Source organism: Sporosarcina sp. SAFN-015 (genome assembly GCF_051966875.1).
In the GTDB taxonomy this organism is placed as follows: Bacteria; Bacillota; Bacilli; order Bacillales_A; family Planococcaceae; genus Sporosarcina.
The window spans coordinates 177,674-198,189 of the sequence record NZ_JBQCKP010000003.1; the positions used below are offsets into that span (position 1 = coordinate 177,674).

Consider the following 20,516-nt stretch of genomic DNA (forward strand, 5'->3'; position numbering starts at 1 on the left):
TGTTCGAACTCCTTATCAAGGTTGGATGCTTTCCATGTACGAAATGATTTCATCCTCAGTCATTTCTGTCGTGATAACCTTCGTAATCCGCCCTTCTTTATCAATCAAAAATGTCGTCGGTAAAGGAACAATATTGTAAAGTTCCTTTACATCTTTCTTTTTGTCGATAACGATTGGAAACGTAAGACCGTATTGATCACGGAATGTATCCACTTTCAAATCAGACTCGGCGATATTCACGGACAAAACATGGACACCTTTTTCCTTGAAGGCATTGTATTGATCTTCAATATAAGGCATTTCCCGTTTACAAGGAGGGCACCACGTTCCCCAAAAGTTTAGAAAAACGCCTTCTCCTGCGTAATCGGATAACCGATGCTTGTTCCCTTCAAGATCGACGAGTTCAAAATCCGGGGCTTTGTCACCGACTGCCAGGACTTTGACTTTGTCTTTCGAGAAAATGGAAAATAGAATGGCTGAAGCAAGCAAAAGTAAAACTACCCCTCTGAAAATGAGGCGCGATCGCTTTTTATTCGCCTTGGACAATTGATAGCCCCCTAACGTAATAAGATTCCGATTTTAATTATAGCAAAACAAGTAGTGAAGTATTTGTGAAGTCGTGATAGGTTTGTGACAATTATCCGATTTTCCCAGTTTCAGCAAGCACTCGTAGTTGTTTTACTTCATGGGTTGTTAATTCACGCGCTTCTCCCGCATTTAAACCTTGTGTCGTCAACATTGCAAATGTCTCACGTCTCAATTTTTGGACCGGGCAGCCAATCGCGTCGAACATTCTACGGACTTGACGATTGCGTCCTTCATGAATGGTGATTTCAACAATCGCTGTGCCAGTCTTCTTATCAAACGACTGCATTTTCACTCGGGCAGGCGCTGTCATACCATCCTCAAGCTCTATGCCCCGTTCCAATTTTTTCAATGCGTCTCTTTCTGGTATTCCTTTCACTTTTGCAACATACTTTTTCTGAATACCGAATTTCGGATGGGTCATAAGATATGAGAAATCTCCATCATTCGTCATGATGATGATTCCGGACGTGTCAAAATCAAGCCTACCTACAGGAAAAATTCTTTCCTCAACCATTGGTAGGAGATCTAACACCGTTTTTCTGCCTTTTTCATCACTGACAGTCGATATATAGCCTCTAGGTTTATATAGCAAATAATAAACAAATTGCTCTTTGACAAGCTCCACGCCTTCGACTTCCACTCGGTCTGCGCGTGTCACCTTTGTCCCTAATTCTGTAACAACTTTCCCGTTTACTTTCACTTTCCCCTCGACGATCAGTGTTTCCGCTTTTCTACGCGACGCTACGCCCGCTTGTGCCAATACTTTTTGTAATCTTTCCAATTCGTCACCTTCCTTCTACCTCAAAAAATTATGTCATATTTCCTTGCAAATGAAAAGAAGACCGACCTATATTCAGTCAGTCTTCCCTAAATGTTTCATGTTCAGATCAATGAAATGTTACTTATCAATATCAATTTCCGCTGTAATCAGCAATTCATTATCAAGCGATACCGTCCAAGTCCCTTTCACTTTCCGGTCGTTCTTCCTCGGTATATAAACGACATGAGAGACTCTTTCCACTTCGTCTTCGTTCAATAGCAAAACGATCGGTCTTTTTAATTCACCTTTGACCCCGGGAAGGATACGGTATTTACCTTTTTTCGCAACCGTAACATTTTCATACTTGCGGAACGTCTCATTCGCCAACTGTTCATGCGTATTCCAGTCGTTCCCATTGTTCAACGTAACGACTATCACTTTTTTACCGTCCTTCTCAAAATAGGTGGCAAGCGTTCTTCCAGCAGCTTTTGTAAAACCTGTTTTTCCGGCTTTGACATTGTCATTCGTATGGATTAAGCGATGTTTATTCCTCCAACTTCTTACTTCATCCCCTTTGCGATAGACGAAGTTTTCTGCAGAGGCGATTTTTTTGAATTTCTCATTCTTCATTGCAAAATAGAGCATTAATGCCGTCTCGTAAGCCGTTGACAGATGCTCATCATTGTGAAGCCCTGATGGGTTGATAAAAGTTGTCCTCTCCAAGCCATGCAATTCAGCTTTCTTATTCATCAAGTCGACAAAACCTTCAACCGAACCTCCAGCATGCTCCGCGAGTGCGTAGGCAGCATCATTTCCAGATCGAAGCATGAGGCCATACAACAATGCATCGGCATCCATTTTAGTGCCTTGCTCCAAATAGATAGAAGAGCCTTCAGCAGAAGCAGCTTCGGGCGAAATGACAATTTCGCCATCTACATTCCCGCTTTCAATGAACGTCAATGCAGTCCAAATTTTTGTCAAGCTCGCAATTGGCAATTGGAGATTTTCATTGGACCCGTCCAATAGACGCCCTGTCTCCGCGTCTATGACCACCCAGGCACTTCCACCTACCGCCGCTTCTTTTGGAAGTGCAGTCAATAAAACCGATAGGAACAGAACAATGGCTATCGCCTGCCTCAATCATTGTTTCCTCCTTCTTCTGTCATTTCAAATGCTTCTTGGAATTTCGTCATGAACAGATCTGTATCCCCGAATGACTCCTCCTGATCGCCTTCAACCAATGGAGGGAGCATTTCGATTGATTCCAATCCGAATCTATCCAAAAATAAATCAGTCGTCCCGTAAAGTATTGGTCTGCCGCTTGCTTCCATACGTCCTTTTTCCATAATAAATCCTTTTGCAACGAGCGTCTGGATTGGACCGTCGGATTTCACACCGCGTAAATCGTCGATTTCGACCCGAGTAACGGGCTGCTTGTACGCGATAATAGCCAACACTTCCATGGAGGCTTGTGTAATTGAGTTTCGAGTCGGATTTTCAAGCATACGTAGAATGTCATCCGCGAACTCGGCTTTCGTCACGAGCCGGTAATGCCCACCGTACAGACGCAAAGTGATACCTGAGTCTGGCCTATCTTCATAATTCACACGTAACCCTTCAGCGATCGCTGCGGCAGCATCTGTCTCAACTTGGAGCAACGTAGCGATTTGGCTTAATGTCAGACCGTCATCACCTGCGATGAATAAAAAGCTTTCCAACATTCCAGTAAGTCGTTCATTAATCGTTTCCATAATTCACACCCCTCCGACCATGACCATCATTTTACCGAAATTGCTTTCTTGTTTAACTATAATGTCTAGCCGTTTCATTAATTCCAACAATGACAAAAATGTTACAACTAAATCTTCAACATCATCTTTTTCGAATAAATTTTCAAAGTCACAACTGCCGCCTCTTCTCTCAAGTGATGTCATGATTTTATCCATCTTTTCACTTACCGAAAGCTCCGATTTCGCGATTTTGGCGGTTAACGGAGCGCGTAACTTTTTTCGTTCGAGCATTTTTTGGAATGCGCCGATCAGGTCAAAGACGTTCATCTTTTCTTCAGTCATTGTTACAGCCACTTCACCATATTCGGATAAGTCTGCTGGCAGTTTTGTAAAATGTCCTGCACGATCATCGGCTGATTCTTTTAATGAATGTGCAGCTTCTTTGTATTTTTTATATTCAATGAGACGGGCAACCAATTCATCCCGTGGGTCTTCTTCTAGATGGTATTCATTGTCCTCATCCAATACTTCGCCTTCATGGACAGGCAATAGCATTTTGCTTTTGATTTCAATTAAGGTGGCTGCTAATACTAAGTATTCGCTTAGTTCGTCCAATTCTAAAACACGCATCGTGTGGAGATGCTCTATGTACTGATGTGTCAGTTCCGCCATGGGAATATCATAGATATCGATTTCAAGTCGGTTGATTAAATGTAATAATAGATCAAGAGGTCCTTCAAACGCCTCTAATTTAACTTTGTAAGTCAATCTGACTCCTCCATTACGTATGTTTGCATCTTTTGCAGAAAGGAATGATTTCATGCATCCGTATCATCATCCGTTATTCTTAAATTTTATTGTTTATTTCAATAGGAATCAAGACTACTTTGAGTGTCATGAAGTGCTTGAAGAGTATTGGAAATCTATACCTGGATATTCGAAAGATCACCCGCTTACTGCCTTTATCCTATTATCAACCGGTCTTTATCATTGGAGAAGGGACAATATTGAAGGAGCATACCGAACGATCATAAAAGCGAAAAATAGGATGCTCGACTTTGGTGAGAATGACGCGCGTTATACGGAAGATATCGATTTTCGACAGCTTGTCCAGGATATAGAGAGATCCATCCACGAACTACATAACGGGAAATCGTTCTCTCCGTTCCTTATCCTACTCACATCGGAAGTCCTTCAACGCTCTGTCGATGAGATGGCCGCAACAATGGAACTTCTCCCTGCGGGAAGTGATGCTGTCATTCATAAACATATGCTGCGGGATCGTTCCAATATACTTGCAGAACGCGAAAAGAAAAGGCGCAGACCACAATGATCTGCGCCCAGCCTGTTGGCAAGCGTTTTCAATCAGGCTGAGGAAATCCTTATTCATCATAACTTCCCCAAAAAGAGTGTAGACAAAGTCGAAAATTAACTTTGTCTACACTCTTTTTCTATTCGGATTGTTGTTGCTCTTCCTTTTGACGGCATTTCTTCATGAACGATTCTGTATACTCATTACTCTTACATTCCAAGTCGGGAAATAAATCACCTAGTTTTTCGATTATCTTGCTACCGATTCCTTCTCCACGAAACGATGGATTCACAGATAGGTGCATGACCGTGTATGAATCTTCATCCAACATGATGCCGGCGAGGCCGATAAAATCTTCGTCTATTTTTAAAAGAAATAACTGCCAGTCTTCATCATTTTCGTACTGTTGAATCGTTTCCTGCAATTTTTTAACAGACTTTTCTCCGGGCATATAAGAAAGCAAGCCCATTGCGATTTTCTCATACGCCTTCTTGTATCGTAAAAGCATCATTGAAATCCCTTCTTTTCAAAATCCTAAGCTGTCATCCCGGTAAAAGGATTGCCTCCGAATTACAATTATCACGCATTCATTAGCACAACAACTTCCACATATTCAGAAAGCTAAACTGCCAGTAAATGCACGATATGATTCAACTAATACTCTGTGGAGGAAGATAGACCACCGAGTGAAGTTTCTCATTATCGTACATGATAGCCAGGGCTTTTTCAATGATAGAGAAAGTTCATTTATTCGGGCCGGCAAAAGGGGCAATAAAGTACCAGTAAACTCCTCCCCAAATGATTGCAGCTAAAAGTATGAACAAGAAAAGTATTATATTCCGTTTTTTCATGATGAAATTTCCTGTTCAGTCCTTTGTAATGGGATGTCTAGCCTAATCACGTCTTCATATGTTTCTCTGCGAACAACTAATTGATGTTGACCGTTTTCACAAAATACGATTGCTGGTTTGGGAAGTCGATTATAATTGCTAGCCATAGAGTATGTGTATGCTCCTGTACAGAAAACCGCAATGATATCTCCGTCAGCAGGTTCTGCAATATAAGCATCTTCAATCAATTTATCCCCGGATTCACAACATTTACCCGCTATTGTTACTTTATCCGCGTGAGGATCCAACATTCTGTTTGCCGTCGCCGCTGTATATTTTGCCTCATATAAGGCTGGACGGATATTGTCAGACATCCCGCCATCGACAGCTATATAAGTCCTAACATCCGGAACTTCTTTACTACTCCCCGCAGTGTACAACGTTGTACCAGCATCCCCGACTAATGATCTACCCGGTTCAATCCAAATTTCCGGTAATGGATAATTATGCTTACGTGTCATTGAAAGCACGACGTCCTCCATTTCTTCCACGTAAGCGGAAGGATGAAGCGGTGTATCCTCTTCTGTATACCGAATGCCAAAACCACCGCCCAAGTTGAGTACCGTGCAAACAAATTTGAATTTCTCCCGCCATTCGATCATTTTTTCCATGAGCGCTTCCGCAGCGAAGCGGAATGCGTCTGTTTCAAAAATCTGGGAGCCGATATGACAGTGCATGCCGAGCATGTTAATGTAAGGATGGTTATACAGCTTCAAAAACGCATCGTCCGTTTGACCGTTCTTCAAATCGAAACCGAATTTCGAATCCTCTTGCCCCGTTGTAATATAGTCATGGGTTGACGCATGAACACCAGGAGTGACACGCAAAAGTACGTTCATCTTTTCCTTGCGTGACTCTGAAATCTCCTTCAGCATTTCAATTTCCAAGAAATTATCTACTACGATGCAACCGATTTTTTCATCGAATGCAAATTGCAATTCTGTATAACTTTTGTTATTCCCGTGAAAATGAATTTTTTCACGTGGGAAATCGGCAGCAGCCGCCGTATAAAGTTCCCCGCCAGATACAACATCCAACGAGAGATCCATCTGCTTAGCAATCTCATAAATGGCAATGGAAGAAAAAGCTTTGCTTGCATATGCTACTTGTGCTTTTATCCCCGCCTTGGAAAAAGTTTCCTTGAAGGCAGTAGCACGTTCTTTGAAGAGAGCAATATCATAAACAAGCAAAGGCGTTCCATATATATGAGCTAAATCTACAGTATCTACTCCGCCTATCGTCAAGTGGCCTAAATTATTCACCGATTGAGTTCCATATAGATGCATATTCATTCCTCCAAGTCATGTTGTTAAAACTTTATCATAACTGGAAGCATGTTATCAATCCTCTACGAAAGCCTATTACGCTCTGGCGCTTTCGTTATAAAGGGTCTCGGTGCATCAATCGTCATTGGATAGCGGATCAATACACGCTTCATAGCCTCTGGGAAGAATGGTACAGCCGGCCATAAATAAGGAATGCCCATCGGTTTGAGGGATGCCAAATAATAAAAGAGGAAAGCGATTCCTAAGAAGAAACCCGGTGCCCCGAGTAGACCCGTCAATATTAGAATAAAGATCCTGAACACTTTCGTTGTAATGCTCAATTCAAACGATGGTATGGCGAAAGTGAAAATCGCACTAACAGCGACGTATAATATGACTTCTCCTGTGAAAAGACCTACATCAATCGCCACTTGGCCGATTACAATTGCAGCAACGAGGCCCATTGCCGTCGTCATCGGTGAAGGGGTATGAATGGCGGCCATCCGCAATACTTCTATGCCAATATCCGCGATTAATAATTGGACGAGAAGAGGGACTGATCCCGGATCATTTGGCCCGATATAACTTAGGGAAATCGGCAAATATTGCTGGTATGTTGAAAGCAAATACCAAAATGGAAGCAATAACAGACTGAGCGACGCTCCTAAAAGACGGAGCCAACGGACAAAGGTCCCGATGAAAGGCGCTTGTCTGTATTCCTCCGCATGTTGCAAATGATGGAAAATCGTTGCAGGAACCAAAATTACGGATGGAGACGTATCCACAATGATTGCAATGTGGCCCTCCAAAAGATGGGCGGCACAAATATCAGGACGTTCTGTAAAACGGACGAAAGGCATCGGATGAAAGCGTTGCTTGAATAGAAATTCTTCCAATGATTTATCAGTCATTGTAAGTCCATCATGTTTGATGTCATTTAGCCTTCCACGAATATAGGATAGGTGCTCTTCACTTGCAGCCCCTTTCATAAACGTGATTGCAACGTCCGTCTTGCCGTTAACAGTCGTCTGATGCATTTCAAAACGAAGATCTTCCGTCTTCAAACGTCTTCTTACTAGAGCCGTATTCGTAATGATATTTTCAGTAAAGCCATCTCTAGATCCCCGAATGACTTTTTCTGTGTCGGGCTCTTCAGGCGACCTGCCCGGATAGCTTCGAATATCCCCGATGAACGCAAAGCCATCGGGGAGTATGAAGCCTACTTGTCCGCTTAATATGTTATTAAGAAATTTCTCTTTCTCATCGACATCCGAAAGAGCGTAATAAGGAAAATACGTAAGGAACCATTCGGGATCATCCAAGTTATCCTTCTCAGGCTGCATCCCTTCTTGCATTTCTGTTAACAGTGTCGTCAAAATTCCTCCATCAACGAGTCCGTTAATATAAAGCAATAATGCAGGCATTCCCCATAAATGCACGGTCTTCGCCGTAGCATCGAATGTTTCGTTCACCCCGAATTTACTATGGAACCATTCTTCTCCGTCTTTCAAAGATGTGAATAAATTAGCCATGTATTATTCCGTCCTCACTTTACTGTCACTTTCCTCTGGTTGTGCGCTCATCCAATTTTTCAACTGGGCCAATATCTTTTTTTCCAAGCGGGATACTTGCACTTGCGAAATACCAATACGTTCGGCGATATCACTCTGTGTATAATCCAAATAATACCGCATATAAATGATTGTCTGATCTCGTTTATTCAGCTTTGAAACAACGTCCCGTAACGGTATGTGATCGAAAAACCTTTCTGATCGGTCATCTCTCAACTGATCCATCAGCGTCAAACTATCCCCTTCGTTTTCGTACAGTTGCTCATGCAGGGATGCCGGGTCTCGTAAAGCATCTGAAGCGAGAATGACCTCATCGATCGAGACATCCAACACTTCGGCAATTTCAGATACGGACGGTGATCTCCCATGGTTCTTAATGTAGTCATCCGTCGCGTGCCGGATTTTGAAACTCAATTCACGAATCGACCTGCTCACTTTAACCATGCCGTCATCTCGCAGGAAGCGCTGAATTTCCCCGACAATCATCGGTACAGCATAGGTTGAGAACTTCACATCATATGACAAATCGAATTTATCAATCGATTTCATGAGGCCGATACAGCCGATCTGAAACAGATCCTCTAGATCGGCTCCTCTCGACGCAAATCGTTGAACGATGGACCAGACGAGCCTTGTATTCCCTTCCACCATCATTCTTCTTGCATCTTTGTCGCCATCTTGAGATTGTTGAATGAGCACTCTCATTCTATCCTGTGACAATAGGGCATCTTGCCGTTCAACTGATGTATCCATCGGTCACCTCATTCTGCTTGCTTCCGTGACCGGAGAAAACGTTTTCTCGAATCTTACTACTGTTCCATTTCCAATGGACGATTCCACTGAGAGATTGTCCGAAAAGCTTTCCATAATCGTAAATCCCATACCCGATCGCTCCATGAGCGGTTTTGTCGTGAACATCGGCTCCATCGCCTGCTGTACGTCAAATATTCCACTGCCCTTGTCTTCGACTGTCATCGTCACTTTGTTTTCATCCATTACAGCATGGATTGTCACCAAGCTCGTCCCATCGCTTTCATATCCATGGATAATGGCGTTTGTGACTGCTTCTGAAACGATTGTCTTAAATTCCGAGATTTCTTCAAGGGTAGGATCCAACGGTGTGATAAAACACGTCATCGCCATCCTCGCTAACGCTTCATTTTCTTCAATTGCAACAAATGATAATGTCATTTCATTTCTCATGTAAGACCCCTCCGATTTCGCCAAGTACACTGTCGACCGAGCCGTGTCTGATGTTGGAACCTAAGCCGGAAAAATTGAAGATTTTCTCCATTGTTGGGGATGGATTCAAGATAAGTGTTTCGCCGTTGAATGGTGCCAAGTCTCTCATCCTGCCAAGTATGAGCCCGATGCCTGCGCTATCCATGAATCCAAGGCGGCTCAAATCCCAGACGATCCCTTTCACTTTTCCTGTGAAAATGGAAGAAGAGATCGTGGAACGGATCCTGTTTGCTTCAAGATTGTCCAACTCCCCTGCCAATGTTACGACCACAATGCTATCAATTTGATTAATTTCAGCCATGCTGAATCCCTCCTTCTTGCGGAACCATTCAACATCGGGCAGGGAAAACCCTTTCACCTGACATAACTAGTCATTAACTTTGTATTTTTCCTATGTTTCGACAAAGCATTCTACCTGAAAAAGTCTATCCATTTTTAGGACGGTTTACACATGTTAGGAATAAATAGATACCAATACGTAGCTTGCTTTGGACGCGGGATGGCTCGCTTTGGACGCGCAAAGGCTTACTTTAGACGCGTGGAGGCTAGCTTTGGACGTGGGAAGGCTTGCTTTGGACGCGGGTCATCCTACATAGAAAAAGACGGCCATAGAAAGTCGATTTTTCGACTTTCTATGGCCGTCCCATGTTAATTAATATCAGCCTGTAACCATTTCATGAATCAAGGCTGGTTTTTGTTGTTCTTGGTCTGATATGTGTATGTGTTTCTGGATCAAGTCGATCGATTTTGCGACGTCTTCACGGTTGGAGTGGATAATTGCAACTGGTTCGCCGACGGTTACTTTGTCGCCGATTTTTTTCTTTAGGACAATGCCGACCGCTAAGTCGATTTCGTCTTCTTTTGTTGCTCTTCCAGCTCCTAGAAGCATTGCTGCGACACCGATTTCATCTGCTTCCATCTTGGAAATCGTTCCGGACGATAAAGCAGGGACTTCGATTTGGAACTTCGCTGTAGGAAGCAGTGATGGGTCTTGGACAATCCTAGCGTCCCCACCTTGCGCTTCAATCAATTGCGCAAATAGGTTCAATGCTGAACCGTCTTTAATGACTGCTTCTAGCATAGCGCGTGCTTCTTCAACCGTTTTTGCCTTTTCGCCGGCTACAATCATTTTGCTTCCTAGAACAAGGCAAAGCTCCGTTAAGTCTTCAGGACCTTGGCCTTGTAGCGTCTCAATTGCCTCTTTTACTTCGAGCGCGTTTCCGATTGCAAAGCCTAACGGTTGGCTCATGTCTGAAATGACTGCCATCGTGTTTCTTCCGACTTGTCGACCGATTGCCACCATGGAATGTGCTAGCGCTTCAGCATCTTCCAACGTTTTCATGAATGCGCCATCGCCTGTTTTCACATCCAAGACAATTGCATCTGCACCAGCTGCAATTTTTTTGCTCATAATAGAGCTCGCAATGAGTGGGATGCTGCTGACAGTTGCCGTCACGTCCCGTAAGGAATAAAGGTTTTTATCGGCAGGTGTCAAATTGCCGCTTTGGCCAATGACCGCTACTTTCAAATTATTTACTTGGTTGACGAACTGCTCCTCTGTAAGCTCGATATGGAACCCTTCAATCGCTTCCAGCTTATCAAGAGTACCGCCAGTATGACCAAGGCCGCGGCCACTCATTTTGGCGACTGGAACGCCACACGCTGCAACGAGCGGAGCAAGTATCAACGTTGTCGTATCGCCAACGCCTCCCGTTGAATGCTTGTCGACTTTAAGCCCTTCAATAGCCGATAGATCGATCTGATCGCCAGATTCAACCATCGCCATCGTTAAATGACCTTGCTCTTCTGCAGTCATACCTTTAAAGTATATTGCCATTAATAGAGCGCTCGCCTGATAGTCAGGAATAGAACCATCCGTATATCCGTTGATGAAAAACGATATTTCCTCCTTGGAAAGCACTTCCCCATCTCTTTTTTTCTCGATGATATCAACCATCCTGAACACAATCATCACACCTTTTCAATTAATGAACGTAAAAAGCTCTCCCCAAACTCTGGTGACTTTACATTGAAGTTATCCGCAATCGTCGCGCCAACATCTGAAAATGTTTGTCGCAACGGCAATTCTCCGCCTGCTTTGAATAACGGTGAGTATATAAGTAGAGGGACATATTCTCTCGTATGGTCTGTACCACTATGCACAGGGTCGTTTCCATGATCCGCTGTAATGATGAGCAAATCATCTTGTTTCAATGAATTAAGGATTTCCGGCATGCGAGCATCAAAATCTTGCAAAGCGTTTCCGTAGCCGATTGGATCTCTTCGGTGGCCATATAGAGCATCAAAATCAACTAGGTTTGTGAAGCTCATGCCAGTGAAATCGGTATTCATAACCTCGATCAATTTGTCAACGCCGTCCATATTGCTAACCGTCCGTACAGCTTCCGTCACACCTTCGCCATTGAAAATGTCTGAGATCTTACCGACTGCAACAACCGCTTTCCCAGCGTCCTTCAATTCATTCATGACCGTCCTGCCAAAAGGCTTCAATGCATAGTCGTGCCGGTTAGTTGTACGTGTAAAGTTGCCAGGCTCTCCGATAAACGGTCTTGCGATAACACGACCGACAAGGAATTCAGGCTTCAACGTTAGTTCACGAGCGATTTCACATATGCGATATTGTTCTTCAATCGGAATAATTCCTTCATGCGCAGCAATTTGCAAGACAGGATCCGCAGACGTGTAGACGATGATAGCGCCTGTTTTCATATGCTCCTCGCCTAACTCATCAATGATGCCAGTTCCGCTTGCCGGCTTATTGCCGATCACTTTTCTTCCCGTCCGTTTTTCCAGCTCATCGATAAGCTCTTTAGGAAATCCATCCGGGTAGACTTTGAATGGTTTATCGATATTCAATCCCATCAATTCCCAATGACCGGTCATCGTATCTTTACCAACAGAAGCTTCTTGCATCATTCCGTACAAGCCTTGGGGATTATTTTCGACTTCGATACCTTTGATTTCTTTAATGTTCGATAAGCCAAGTCGCCCCATATTCGGCATTTTTAAGCCACCCATCTGTTCGCCGATATGGCCGAGCGTATCCGCTCCTTGATCACCAAATAGGTGGGCGTCAGGTGACTCGCCTATTCCGACAGAGTCAAGGACGATCAAATGTACGCGCTTAAATTTTGTTTCTTTCATATCCATACCTCCAAGATTCATACTCTCCAAAATGTCCTCTATGTTTTCAAGCACGAGGGTGGAATTTCACATATACATCTTTCAGCCTTGATTTGCTCACATGCGTGTAAATTTGTGTTGTTGAAATATCAGCATGGCCGAGCATTTCTTGTACCGCTCGAATATCCGCCCCATTTTCAATGAGGTGAGTCGCAAAAGAATGACGCAAAATATGAGGGGTCAGCACTTTTTGTATACCTGCTTCCAATGCATATCCTTTAATTATTTTCCAACAGCCTTGCCGAGTCAAGCGTGTCCCTCTCATATTGACGAAAAGCGCGTCCGTCCCTGGCTTTTTTGCAATGAAGGTCGGGCGAGCATCCCGTATGTATATTGAGCACGCTTTCATTGCACCTCCGCCTAGCGGGACAATCCTTTCTTTGCCGCCTTTACCAAACACACGAACGAACCCCATTGAAATATGAATGTCATCTACATTTAGACCGATGAGTTCACTGACACGCATCCCTGTTCCATATAGCAGTTCAAGCAACGCAATATCTCTTTTTCCTTGCGGCTTGCAGCTTTGAGGCATGGATATCAATTTGTCCACTTCGTTTACGGATAAAACAGATGGCAGCTTTTGCTCAAGCTTTGGCATTTCCAAATGAACGGTCGGATCTTGAGTCGTCACTTTCTCCCGTAAAAGGAATTGATGGAATGAACGTATTGAGGAGATATGCCTTGCGACCGTCCTTGACGACTTTCCTTGCTCTTTTAATCGATGTAAATATTGCAGAATTGCGGAACGATCGATATTATCGATTGATTCAACCCCCGCCTTATCGAGCTGATGAATATAATCGGAAAGGTCTCTCTTATAAGAAGCAACCGTGTTTTGCGACAGCTGCCGTTCAACTTTCAGAAAGTGGATATAATCCTCCAACGCAAATTTACTATCTTTCATAGAATCCACCTCTCAAATGACAAAAAGGGACAGCATCTCGCCATCCCCATTTCACTTTTTACTATCATTACCAGCGGATTTGCAGCTCTCGCAAATTCCATGGAAGGTCAACCAATGATCCTTCACACTGAATCCATATCGGCTTTCGACAATTTTCTCAACGTCGCCCAAAAGGTCCTCCTGTATTTCAGCAACTTTTCCGCATTCAATACAAATGAGATGATGGTGAAAACGTGACGCTCCTTCTTGACGCAAATCATATCGGGAGACTCCGTCACCAAAATTGATCTTATCGACAATCTTCAGCTCCGTCAGCAATTCCAATGTCCGATAGACAGTGGCAAGGCCGATTTCGGGAGCTTTCTCTTTAACAAGTAAAAAAACGTCTTCAGCACTTAAATGATCTTCTTCATTCTCAAGAAGGACCAAGACCGTAGCTTCCCGCTGAGGCGTCAACTTATAGCTGGCCCCGTGCAATTGCTTTTTAATCCGTTCAATCCGGCTCTCCATATGACGCCCCCCTCAACACTGATACCATTATACCAAAGAGGCGTTCTATGTGACAACAGAAAGGAAATAGTAGACTACTATTCCGGTCAGCGTATGAGAAAATGGAATATTGTTATTTCCAATAAAAAAATGAATAGAGATAGTCCCGCTAATACGGGTATGGCTTGTAGATTCCTAGCTTTCCTCGATACTCTATTGAAATAAGGCGGACTTAATACGACACAATAGATTAGAAAAAGTAAACAGGAAATGAATTGGAACGGGAACCACCAAATTGCATATTGCCAAATACTCATTCCTGAATAAAGGAGGAAGGAAGATGACAATCCGAAAACAACACATTTAACTGCACCAAAAAATAATATCGCGTGTCTTGTTTTGCTATTAATTGATAGAAGGAATGTCACAGCAAAAAACACTAGCAATATTAGAAGAGGTTTCCATATTGACCCATCGGCAGTTGAAATGACCCTTGAATCGAAAAAGCCGATCCATTTTTCGGATGCAGCTATCGGAATTTCCCTGAACAACAATGCCCCGCCGATATATCCGACGGCTAGTATGATAAAAAGATGGATAAAAGATAAGGAACGGACCATAGGCTTCACCTCCGCATCGTTACTATAACGTATGCTTGTCCGTTCCAAAATAGCTCAATCTTTTAGAAGTTTTTTTGCGTGAAGAATCGCAAAAGCTGTTTTCGCATCATAAATCCGTTGATCCAGCACCATCTCTTCAGCCTCTTCGATTGTACATTCGAAAAGCTCGATGAATTCGTCCTCATCACCCGCAGCAGGCTTGTCTATTTTATATAGTCCTTGCGCTACGAAAATATGAATGATTTCATTTGCAAAACCAGGTGATGTGGCAAATGACTGTAAGTATTCAAATCGATTAGCCCCATAACCCGTTTCTTCTTCCAATTCACGGAGCGCCGTAACGTTAATATCCTCACCAGGCTCAATCTTGCCTGCAGGAATTTCAATAAGGGAACGATTCAACGCCTTCCTGTATTGCTCAACAAGAATTATCTTTCCATCATCTGTAATCGGGATAATTGCAACAGCTCCGGGATGATCGATGAGTTCCCTCTTCGCTCTTTTCCCATCTGGCAATTCGACTTCGTCGATACGGAGGGAGATGATTTTTCCTTCAAACAAAAGATTAGATGAAACGGTTTTTTCCTCAAAACGATTCATTTCGCCAACACTCCTTATCATTCACTCAAGCAACAAACTTTCCCTATCAACTTCTACATTGTACAGTTTATTTATTGTAGATGAAAACAATAGCGGAGGTGCGCCATTGAAAAAGAGAGAGCTTGGCAATAGCGGCATTTATGTATCTGAACTAGGACTCGGGTGCATGTCATTCCCTGATGACTTGGATGAAGTGAAAAATATTATCGACGTAGCATTAGAAGCAGGCATCAATTTCTTTGATACTGCAGATTTATATGCTGACGGCAAAAATGAATCTTTGGTCGGTGATGTAATGAAAGGCCGACGGGATAAAATCATTCTAGCAACGAAGGTCGGCAACCGACGTTCACCTGGAGAAGACGGTTGGCATTGGGATGCTTCGAAAGCTTATATAATGGAAGCTGTAAAGGACAGTCTGAGACGTCTTGGCACTGACTACATCGATCTTTATCAGTTGCATGGCGGAACGATGGAGGATAATGTGTCCGAAACGATCGAAGCGTTCGAGGCATTAAAAAAGGAAGGCGTCATTAGACAGTATGGAATTTCGTCAATTCGACCGAATGTCATCAAACGCTTTTTAATGAACAGCTCCGCCATTTCCGTCATGATGCAATATAGCCTGTTAGATCGACGGCCAGAGGAATGGTTCCCGATGATCCGTGAAGCGGGCGCATCCGTTATCACTAGAGGGACTTTAGCAAAAGGATTATTGACGGATGAAGGCCTCACTCGGGTTAGGAAGATGGACGGCTTTGTCGCCTATGATTCTGAAGCGCTGAAAAGTACAGTCGACAAGTTGCATGAATCTGCCAAAGATATGCATGCGCTAGCACTAGCATTCAACTTGAAGGAAGATGCAATCGCATCCGCATTAATCGGTGCAAGCTCAAAGGAACAGCTTCTTGACTCGATTGTTGCGTATGAAAAGGAAGTGGAGCAATCCGAACTATCCTCCGTTCCCCAATTGACCGAAGCACATCGGTACGAACAGCATCGATCATAAGTCTGTAATATTTTTGCAATAAATCTGTAATGATTAGGAAACTCTTTCAAGGGTATCTAACAAATAGGCAACAATTAAAGATTACACCTTGGAGGAGATTTCAATGAAACTACTTACTGAAGACAAGAAATGGTTGAAGCTTGGAGCAGCAACATTCCTTTCCGTAGGGCTTCTAGCTGCATGTGCAGACGGTGAAGATGATACGGATGTAGATGTCAATAATCCACCTGCTGACGTAGACGACGGCACAGATACTGATGTGGATCTTGATGTAGATGATGGTACCGATGCTGATATGGACACTGATACCGGTACTGACACGGATACTGACGATAGCAGCCAATAAACGAAACAAAAACGAGACTCTGCGAAGGAGTCTCGTTTTTGTTTGTTCTATTAATCTTTATACCTCTTGCTCTGTTAACTGTACCTGCGTTGCTCTCTTGCGCTTTTTCGAAGGAAGCATATTAAACATGATATTTAACACAATTGCAGTCAAGCTGCCAGCTACGATGCCGTTGCTCGTTAACATTTGGAAGTTTTCAGGAAGGTTTGCGAAAATATCAGGAACGACGGATACGCCAAGACCGAGACCTACTGAACAAGCGATGATCATCGCATTTTCCTGCGATTCAGCTACAACCTTACTTAACATTTTGATTCCTTGTGAAATAACCATACCGAACATCGCCACCATCGCCCCACCTAACACAGAAGTCGGAATGACTGTTGCCATTGCTGCGATTTTTGGCATGAAGCCCAATGATACAAGCATGATCGCTGTTATTAAAATGACTTTGCGTGATTTAACACCAGACATTTGTACTAAACCGACATTTTGAGAGAATGTCGTGTATGGGAATGCGTTGAAGATTCCGCCGATCAACGAAGCCAATCCTTCAGAACGATACCCTTTCTCCAAATCCTTCTCTTTAATATCCTTCTCCGTAATATCACCTAATGCAAAGTACACGCCAGTTGATTCCACTAATGAAACCATCGCGACTAATGTCATTGTCAAAATCGGATAGAGATGGAACGTCGGTGCGCCAAGATAGAAAGGCATTACCATATGGAATGCAGAAGCTTCATTCACAGCACTGAAATCCACGACGCCCATCATCATCGCTGCTACCGTGCCTGCTGCCATCCCAAGTAAAATCGAAATCGATCGTAGGAAACCTGTTGTAAATCTATATAAGAGGATAATGCATAGAAGTGTTCCAAACGACAGAAGAATGTTTGTACTGGATCCGAAATCAGGCGCACCCATTCCCCCGCCCATATTATTCAAAGCGACAGGAATTAAAGTGATACCAATAATCGTGACTACAGAACCCGTTACGACAGGCGGGAAGAACTTGATCAACTTCCCAAAAAACGTACTAATAAGAATAATAATTAATCCTGATGCGATAACTGAGCCATAAATTGCTGATATTCCGTATTTATCCCCAATGGAGATCATCGGACCTACTGCTGTAAATGTACATCCTAAAACGACTGGCAACCCTATTCCGAAAAATCGATTGCTCATAATTTGGAAAATCGTAGCAACCCCACACATCAAAATATCAATCGACACGAGATACGTCAGCTGAGTGGAAGTTAAGCCGATTGCTTGCCCTACAATGAGAGGGACTAGAATCGCGCCTGCGTACATGGCAAGTAAATGCTGAAATCCTAATACAACCGATTTCATATTGAGGTACCTTCTTCCTTAAATTCGACTTTACCTTCTGCAAGTGATTTAAGAATCGCTAAAGATTCGACGCGGATTCCTTTTTCCCGAATCATTGCTCCTCCGGGCTGGAATCCTTTTTCAATGACAATCCCTACACCTACAAGTTCTGCTTCCGCCTGCTCAACGATATTAAGTAGTCCGAGAACCGCTTGTCCATTCGCAAGAAAATCATCTAGAATTAAAACCTTGTCCCCTTTTTTCAGGAAATCTTTAGAGACGGATATTTCATTCGTTTCATTTTTCGTGAATGAATGAACGCCGGCTGTATATAAATGCTCGCTCATCGTCAACGATTTGCGTTTACGAGCAAAAATTGCAGGAACGCCCAATACTAATCCGGTCATCATAGCAGGCGCAATTCCGGAAGATTCGATGGATAGCACTTTTGTTACCCCGCCCTCTTTGAAACGCTCCGCAAATTCCTCTCCGATCGCCTTCATAAGCGGAGGATCGATTTGATGATTCAAAAACGAATCCACTTTTAACACTTGATCGGATAACACTTTACCATCCTGCATGATTTTCTCCTGTAACTGCTTCAACCTGATGTTCCTCCTTTTTAGTCACGATCAATTGAATATAAAAAAACCCCATATGACCGTGCATCCATTCATGACATGAGTGGAGCAAGGCCATTCGGGGTTTACAATCGCCGAATGAATAAAAAAGTGGCATGCATATGCATGTACCTTTTTTACTTTGCTTCTCATAGTCGGTCCATTTACGGTGGACCGGTAGAAACTTGCAGGCCATATCCCTGCGATTATATGAGTGGATGTGTTATTTAGGGTCTTATTATATCACGCATAAACCAGTTTTCAACGGATTTTTTTCATTTAAATATGTTAAATTGATGAACAGAAATGCTTTTTAAGGGACCAAAGGAAGATAGTGCTTACAAATTGATTTATCTGGTAATTCGAGAAATAATATAGTAGTTTACCATTACTTTTTTATAACTATTATCTCAATAAAGTTAATAATGTTTCAATAGTATTAATTACCACGACATCTAGTTTATCATTCCGTATGACGGGCTATAGATGGACTGTAGGCCACTACAAATATATCAAACGAAAAGGAGAGATATTTATTATGGCTAATAACAAAAACAACAACAATAACAACCGAGGAAAAATGTCTTTAGAGGAAGCAGGCCGTAAAGGCGGAGAAGCTACTGCAAAAAATCACGACAAAGATTTCTACGAAGAAATCGGTCGCAAAGGCGGAGAAGCTACTGCACAAAATCATGATAGAGATTTCTACGAGGAAATCGGTCGCAAAGGCGGAGAAGCTACTGCGAAAAATCATGACAGAGATTTCTACGAAGAAATCGGTCGCAAAGGCGGAGAAGCCCGCGCTCAACAAAATGACAACAACAACAACCGTTAATAGGCGACTACTTCCCTGTTAACAATCTGAATAAAACAGCTGGAGCAGGTTTTTATCAACCTTCTCCAGCTGTTTTCACGTGAAATCCATCTCCAAAACGATCGGGCAATGGTCACTTCCCATCGTACTCGCATGTATATCAGCTGTTTTCAAAGACGGCAGAAGACAATCCGATATGAGGAAATAGTCGATCCGCCAACCAATATTCCGCGCCCTGACATCTCGCATGTAAGACCACCAAGTGTATGCCCCTTCTTTGTCCGGATATAAATGACGGAAAGTGTCAATAAAACCTTCATTTAATAAAGCCGTAAATTCTCTTCTTTCTTCAAGTGTGAAACCTGAATTCCCTACGTTTGATTTGTAGTTACGTATATCAATATCCTGATGGGCAACATTTAGATCCCCACAGAAAATTACAGATTTTGTGCTTTTCAACCGGCTCAAGTAATCTCTCAATTTTCTTTCCCATTCCAAGCGAAAAGGAAGGCGAGCCAAGTCCCTTTGCGCATTCGGCGCATATACATTGACCAAATAAAATAGGGGGAATTCCAGCGTTAAGATCCGGCCTTCCTCTTCAGTTGCCGATTCGCCAACCCCATATGTTACAGCAATCGGCTCATCTTTCGTGAAGACGGCTGTTCCCGAATAACCTTTCTTTAACGCATAGTTCCAATATTGATGATACCCTTCAAGCTCAAGCTCGATTTGCCCGCTTTGCAATTTCGTTTCCTGAACGCAGAAAATATCGGCATCCTGCTCTTTGAAATAGTCCAGAAACCCTTTTCTTACAGAAGCTCGCAAGCCATTAACATTCCATGAGATCAATTTCATGCTAAAAACTCCTTCATTAAAACACAATACTTTTCATTGTACTAGAAAAGGGAGTGTCTTCAAAGAATAATAGTTGTGGGATGGCTTGCTTTGAGCGCGGGCCGTTCTATTTTGAGCGCGGAATGAATATTCTTGAGCGCAAGACGGTCTATCTTGAGCGCAGAACGACATTCTTAAGCGCGAGACGGTCTATCTTGAGCGCGGAACGACATTCTTGAGCGCGAGACGGTCTATCTTGAGCGCGGAACGAAGATCTTGAGCGCGGACGGATATGCTTGAGCGCGGAACGACATTCTTGAGCGCGAGTCGGTCTATCTTGAGCGCGGAACGACATTCTTGAGCGCGAGTCGGTCTATCTT

22 protein-coding genes, 1 pseudogene and 1 riboswitch are annotated in these 20,516 nt (G+C 43.1%); of the genes and pseudogenes, 4 read left to right on the plus strand and 19 right to left on the minus strand.

Annotated elements, in window-relative coordinates:
* Window positions 1–15: 15 nt before the first annotated feature.
* The 5 genes from resA to ACTHPA_RS06685 form a co-directional block, all read right to left on the minus strand.
* Window positions 16–546, minus strand: coding sequence for a thiol-disulfide oxidoreductase ResA (resA, locus tag ACTHPA_RS06665; protein WP_440499380.1), 531 nt, complete (start codon window positions 544–546; stop codon window positions 16–18).
* A 91-nt stretch (window positions 547–637) separates the two neighbouring features.
* Complete coding sequence (locus ACTHPA_RS06670; RefSeq protein WP_440499381.1) at window positions 638–1,369, minus strand: pseudouridine synthase; 732 nt, start codon at window positions 1,367–1,369, stop codon at window positions 638–640.
* A 117-nt stretch (window positions 1,370–1,486) separates the two neighbouring features.
* Window positions 1,487–2,488, minus strand: coding sequence for a D-alanyl-D-alanine carboxypeptidase family protein (locus ACTHPA_RS06675; RefSeq protein ID WP_440499382.1), 1,002 nt, complete (start codon window positions 2,486–2,488; stop codon window positions 1,487–1,489).
* Window positions 2,485–3,099 (minus strand): SMC-Scp complex subunit ScpB, encoded by a 615-nt coding sequence (gene scpB / locus ACTHPA_RS06680; RefSeq protein ID WP_440499383.1) that lies wholly within the window; start codon window positions 3,097–3,099, stop codon window positions 2,485–2,487. Before scpB ends, ACTHPA_RS06675 begins: the two co-directional genes overlap by 4 nt.
* Before the next feature lie 3 nt (window positions 3,100–3,102).
* Window positions 3,103–3,846: a segregation/condensation protein A gene (locus ACTHPA_RS06685; RefSeq protein ID WP_440499384.1), complete on the minus strand. Its 744-nt coding sequence runs from the start codon at window positions 3,844–3,846 to the stop codon at window positions 3,103–3,105.
* A gap of 52 nt (window positions 3,847–3,898) precedes the next feature.
* On the opposite strand from ACTHPA_RS06685, the gene ACTHPA_RS06690 reads away from it, so the two are divergent.
* Window positions 3,899–4,411 (plus strand): DUF309 domain-containing protein, encoded by a 513-nt coding sequence (locus tag ACTHPA_RS06690; protein WP_440499385.1) that lies wholly within the window; start codon window positions 3,899–3,901, stop codon window positions 4,409–4,411.
* Window positions 4,412–4,529: 118 nt separating this feature from the next.
* Here the strand turns inward: ACTHPA_RS06690 and ACTHPA_RS06695 are convergent, their stop codons facing one another.
* From ACTHPA_RS06695 to ACTHPA_RS06745, 11 genes are all read right to left on the minus strand, one after another.
* Window positions 4,530–4,901: a GNAT family N-acetyltransferase gene (locus tag ACTHPA_RS06695; RefSeq protein WP_440499386.1), complete on the minus strand. Its 372-nt coding sequence runs from the start codon at window positions 4,899–4,901 to the stop codon at window positions 4,530–4,532.
* A gap of 336 nt (window positions 4,902–5,237) precedes the next feature.
* Window positions 5,238–6,566 carry a diaminopimelate decarboxylase gene (lysA, locus tag ACTHPA_RS06700; RefSeq protein ID WP_440499387.1) on the minus strand — a complete coding sequence of 443 codons (1,329 nt, stop codon included), beginning with the start codon at window positions 6,564–6,566 and terminating at the stop codon, window positions 5,238–5,240.
* 62 nt (window positions 6,567–6,628) lie between these two features.
* On the minus strand, window positions 6,629–8,077 hold the full coding sequence (locus ACTHPA_RS06705; RefSeq protein WP_440499388.1) for a spore germination protein: 1,449 nt from the start codon (window positions 8,075–8,077) through the stop codon (window positions 6,629–6,631).
* A gap of 3 nt (window positions 8,078–8,080) precedes the next feature.
* On the minus strand, window positions 8,081–8,869 hold the full coding sequence (locus tag ACTHPA_RS06710) for a SigF/SigG family RNA polymerase sporulation sigma factor (protein ID WP_440499389.1): 789 nt from the start codon (window positions 8,867–8,869) through the stop codon (window positions 8,081–8,083).
* Between the two features lie 3 nt (window positions 8,870–8,872).
* Window positions 8,873–9,319: an anti-sigma F factor gene (gene spoIIAB / locus ACTHPA_RS06715; protein WP_440499390.1), complete on the minus strand. Its 447-nt coding sequence runs from the start codon at window positions 9,317–9,319 to the stop codon at window positions 8,873–8,875.
* The gene (locus ACTHPA_RS06720; RefSeq protein WP_440499391.1) at window positions 9,309–9,659 is read right to left on the minus strand and encodes an anti-sigma factor antagonist; all 351 of its coding nucleotides are present in this window, start codon (window positions 9,657–9,659) and stop codon (window positions 9,309–9,311) included. Before ACTHPA_RS06720 ends, spoIIAB begins: the two co-directional genes overlap by 11 nt.
* A gap of 357 nt (window positions 9,660–10,016) precedes the next feature.
* The gene (locus ACTHPA_RS06725) at window positions 10,017–11,315 is read right to left on the minus strand and encodes a pyrimidine-nucleoside phosphorylase (RefSeq protein WP_440499652.1); all 1,299 of its coding nucleotides are present in this window, start codon (window positions 11,313–11,315) and stop codon (window positions 10,017–10,019) included.
* Window positions 11,316–11,329: 14 nt separating this feature from the next.
* A complete protein-coding gene (deoB, locus tag ACTHPA_RS06730; protein ID WP_440499392.1) occupies window positions 11,330–12,523 on the minus strand; it encodes a phosphopentomutase in 1,194 nt (397 codons plus the stop codon).
* Window positions 12,524–12,569: 46 nt separating this feature from the next.
* Window positions 12,570–13,469 carry a site-specific tyrosine recombinase XerD gene (xerD, locus tag ACTHPA_RS06735; RefSeq protein ID WP_440499393.1) on the minus strand — a complete coding sequence of 300 codons (900 nt, stop codon included), beginning with the start codon at window positions 13,467–13,469 and terminating at the stop codon, window positions 12,570–12,572.
* 51 nt (window positions 13,470–13,520) lie between these two features.
* Window positions 13,521–13,979, minus strand: a complete 459-nt coding sequence (gene fur, locus ACTHPA_RS06740) for a ferric iron uptake transcriptional regulator (RefSeq protein WP_440499394.1) — start codon at window positions 13,977–13,979, stop codon at window positions 13,521–13,523.
* Between the two features lie 653 nt (window positions 13,980–14,632).
* Entirely contained in the window at window positions 14,633–15,178 is a 546-nt protein-coding gene (locus tag ACTHPA_RS06745; RefSeq protein ID WP_440499395.1) for an NUDIX domain-containing protein, read from the minus strand.
* Between the two features lie 106 nt (window positions 15,179–15,284).
* On the opposite strand from ACTHPA_RS06745, the gene ACTHPA_RS06750 reads away from it, so the two are divergent.
* Together ACTHPA_RS06750 and ACTHPA_RS06755 are read left to right on the plus strand one after the other, a co-directional pair.
* Complete coding sequence (locus ACTHPA_RS06750) at window positions 15,285–16,187, plus strand: aldo/keto reductase (RefSeq protein ID WP_440499396.1); 903 nt, start codon at window positions 15,285–15,287, stop codon at window positions 16,185–16,187.
* Between the two features lie 103 nt (window positions 16,188–16,290).
* On the plus strand, window positions 16,291–16,533 hold the full coding sequence (locus ACTHPA_RS06755) for a hypothetical protein (RefSeq protein WP_440499397.1): 243 nt from the start codon (window positions 16,291–16,293) through the stop codon (window positions 16,531–16,533).
* A gap of 57 nt (window positions 16,534–16,590) precedes the next feature.
* Here the strand turns inward: ACTHPA_RS06755 and ACTHPA_RS06760 are convergent, their stop codons facing one another.
* Entirely contained in the window at window positions 16,591–17,889 is a 1,299-nt protein-coding gene (locus tag ACTHPA_RS06760; RefSeq protein WP_440499398.1) for a nucleobase:cation symporter-2 family protein, read from the minus strand.
* The gene (locus ACTHPA_RS06765) at window positions 17,886–18,473 is read right to left on the minus strand and encodes a xanthine phosphoribosyltransferase (protein WP_440499399.1); all 588 of its coding nucleotides are present in this window, start codon (window positions 18,471–18,473) and stop codon (window positions 17,886–17,888) included. Before ACTHPA_RS06765 ends, ACTHPA_RS06760 begins: the two co-directional genes overlap by 4 nt.
* A 147-nt stretch (window positions 18,474–18,620) precedes the next feature.
* Window positions 18,621–18,722: riboswitch (purine riboswitch) on the minus strand.
* 304 nt (window positions 18,723–19,026) lie between these two features.
* Between ACTHPA_RS06765 and ACTHPA_RS06770 the strand changes: the two are divergent.
* Window positions 19,027–19,311, plus strand: a pseudogene (locus tag ACTHPA_RS06770) (KGG domain-containing protein); the annotation flags it as partial.
* Window positions 19,312–19,398: 87 nt separating this feature from the next.
* On the opposite strand, the gene ACTHPA_RS06775 reads toward ACTHPA_RS06770, so the two are convergent.
* Window positions 19,399–20,157, minus strand: a complete 759-nt coding sequence (locus ACTHPA_RS06775; RefSeq protein WP_440499400.1) for an exodeoxyribonuclease III — start codon at window positions 20,155–20,157, stop codon at window positions 19,399–19,401.
* Between the last annotated feature and the right edge of the window lie 359 nt (window positions 20,158–20,516).

Bases quoted from the DNA above. Each gene is read 5' to 3' on its own strand.
- ACTHPA_RS06760 (WP_440499398.1), bottom strand. From the start codon at position 17,889: ATGAAATCGGTTGTATTAGGATTTCAGCATTTACTTGCCATGTACGCA.
- deoB (WP_440499392.1), bottom strand. From the start codon at position 12,523: ATGAAAGAAACAAAATTTAAGCGCGTACATTTGATCGTCCTTGACTCT.
- ACTHPA_RS06720 (WP_440499391.1), bottom strand. From the start codon at position 9,659: ATGGCTGAAATTAATCAAATTGATAGCATTGTGGTCGTAACATTGGCA.
- spoIIAB (WP_440499390.1), bottom strand. From the start codon at position 9,319: ATGAGAAATGAAATGACATTATCATTTGTTGCAATTGAAGAAAATGAA.
- ACTHPA_RS06775 (WP_440499400.1), bottom strand. From the start codon at position 20,157: ATGAAATTGATCTCATGGAATGTTAATGGCTTGCGAGCTTCTGTAAGA.
- ACTHPA_RS06705 (WP_440499388.1), bottom strand. From the start codon at position 8,077: ATGGCTAATTTATTCACATCTTTGAAAGACGGAGAAGAATGGTTCCAT.
- ACTHPA_RS06725 (WP_440499652.1), bottom strand. From the start codon at position 11,315: ATGGTTGATATCATCGAGAAAAAAAGAGATGGGGAAGTGCTTTCCAAG.
- ACTHPA_RS06745 (WP_440499395.1), bottom strand. From the start codon at position 15,178: ATGAATCGTTTTGAGGAAAAAACCGTTTCATCTAATCTTTTGTTTGAA.
- xerD (WP_440499393.1), bottom strand. From the start codon at position 13,469: ATGAAAGATAGTAAATTTGCGTTGGAGGATTATATCCACTTTCTGAAA.
- ACTHPA_RS06755 (WP_440499397.1), top strand. From the start codon at position 16,291: ATGAAACTACTTACTGAAGACAAGAAATGGTTGAAGCTTGGAGCAGCA.
- ACTHPA_RS06710 (WP_440499389.1), bottom strand. From the start codon at position 8,869: ATGGATACATCAGTTGAACGGCAAGATGCCCTATTGTCACAGGATAGA.
- ACTHPA_RS06695 (WP_440499386.1), bottom strand. From the start codon at position 4,901: ATGATGCTTTTACGATACAAGAAGGCGTATGAGAAAATCGCAATGGGC.
- ACTHPA_RS06690 (WP_440499385.1), top strand. From the start codon at position 3,899: ATGCATCCGTATCATCATCCGTTATTCTTAAATTTTATTGTTTATTTC.
- lysA (WP_440499387.1), bottom strand. From the start codon at position 6,566: ATGCATCTATATGGAACTCAATCGGTGAATAATTTAGGCCACTTGACG.
- scpB (WP_440499383.1), bottom strand. From the start codon at position 3,099: ATGGAAACGATTAATGAACGACTTACTGGAATGTTGGAAAGCTTTTTA.
- fur (WP_440499394.1), bottom strand. From the start codon at position 13,979: ATGGAGAGCCGGATTGAACGGATTAAAAAGCAATTGCACGGGGCCAGC.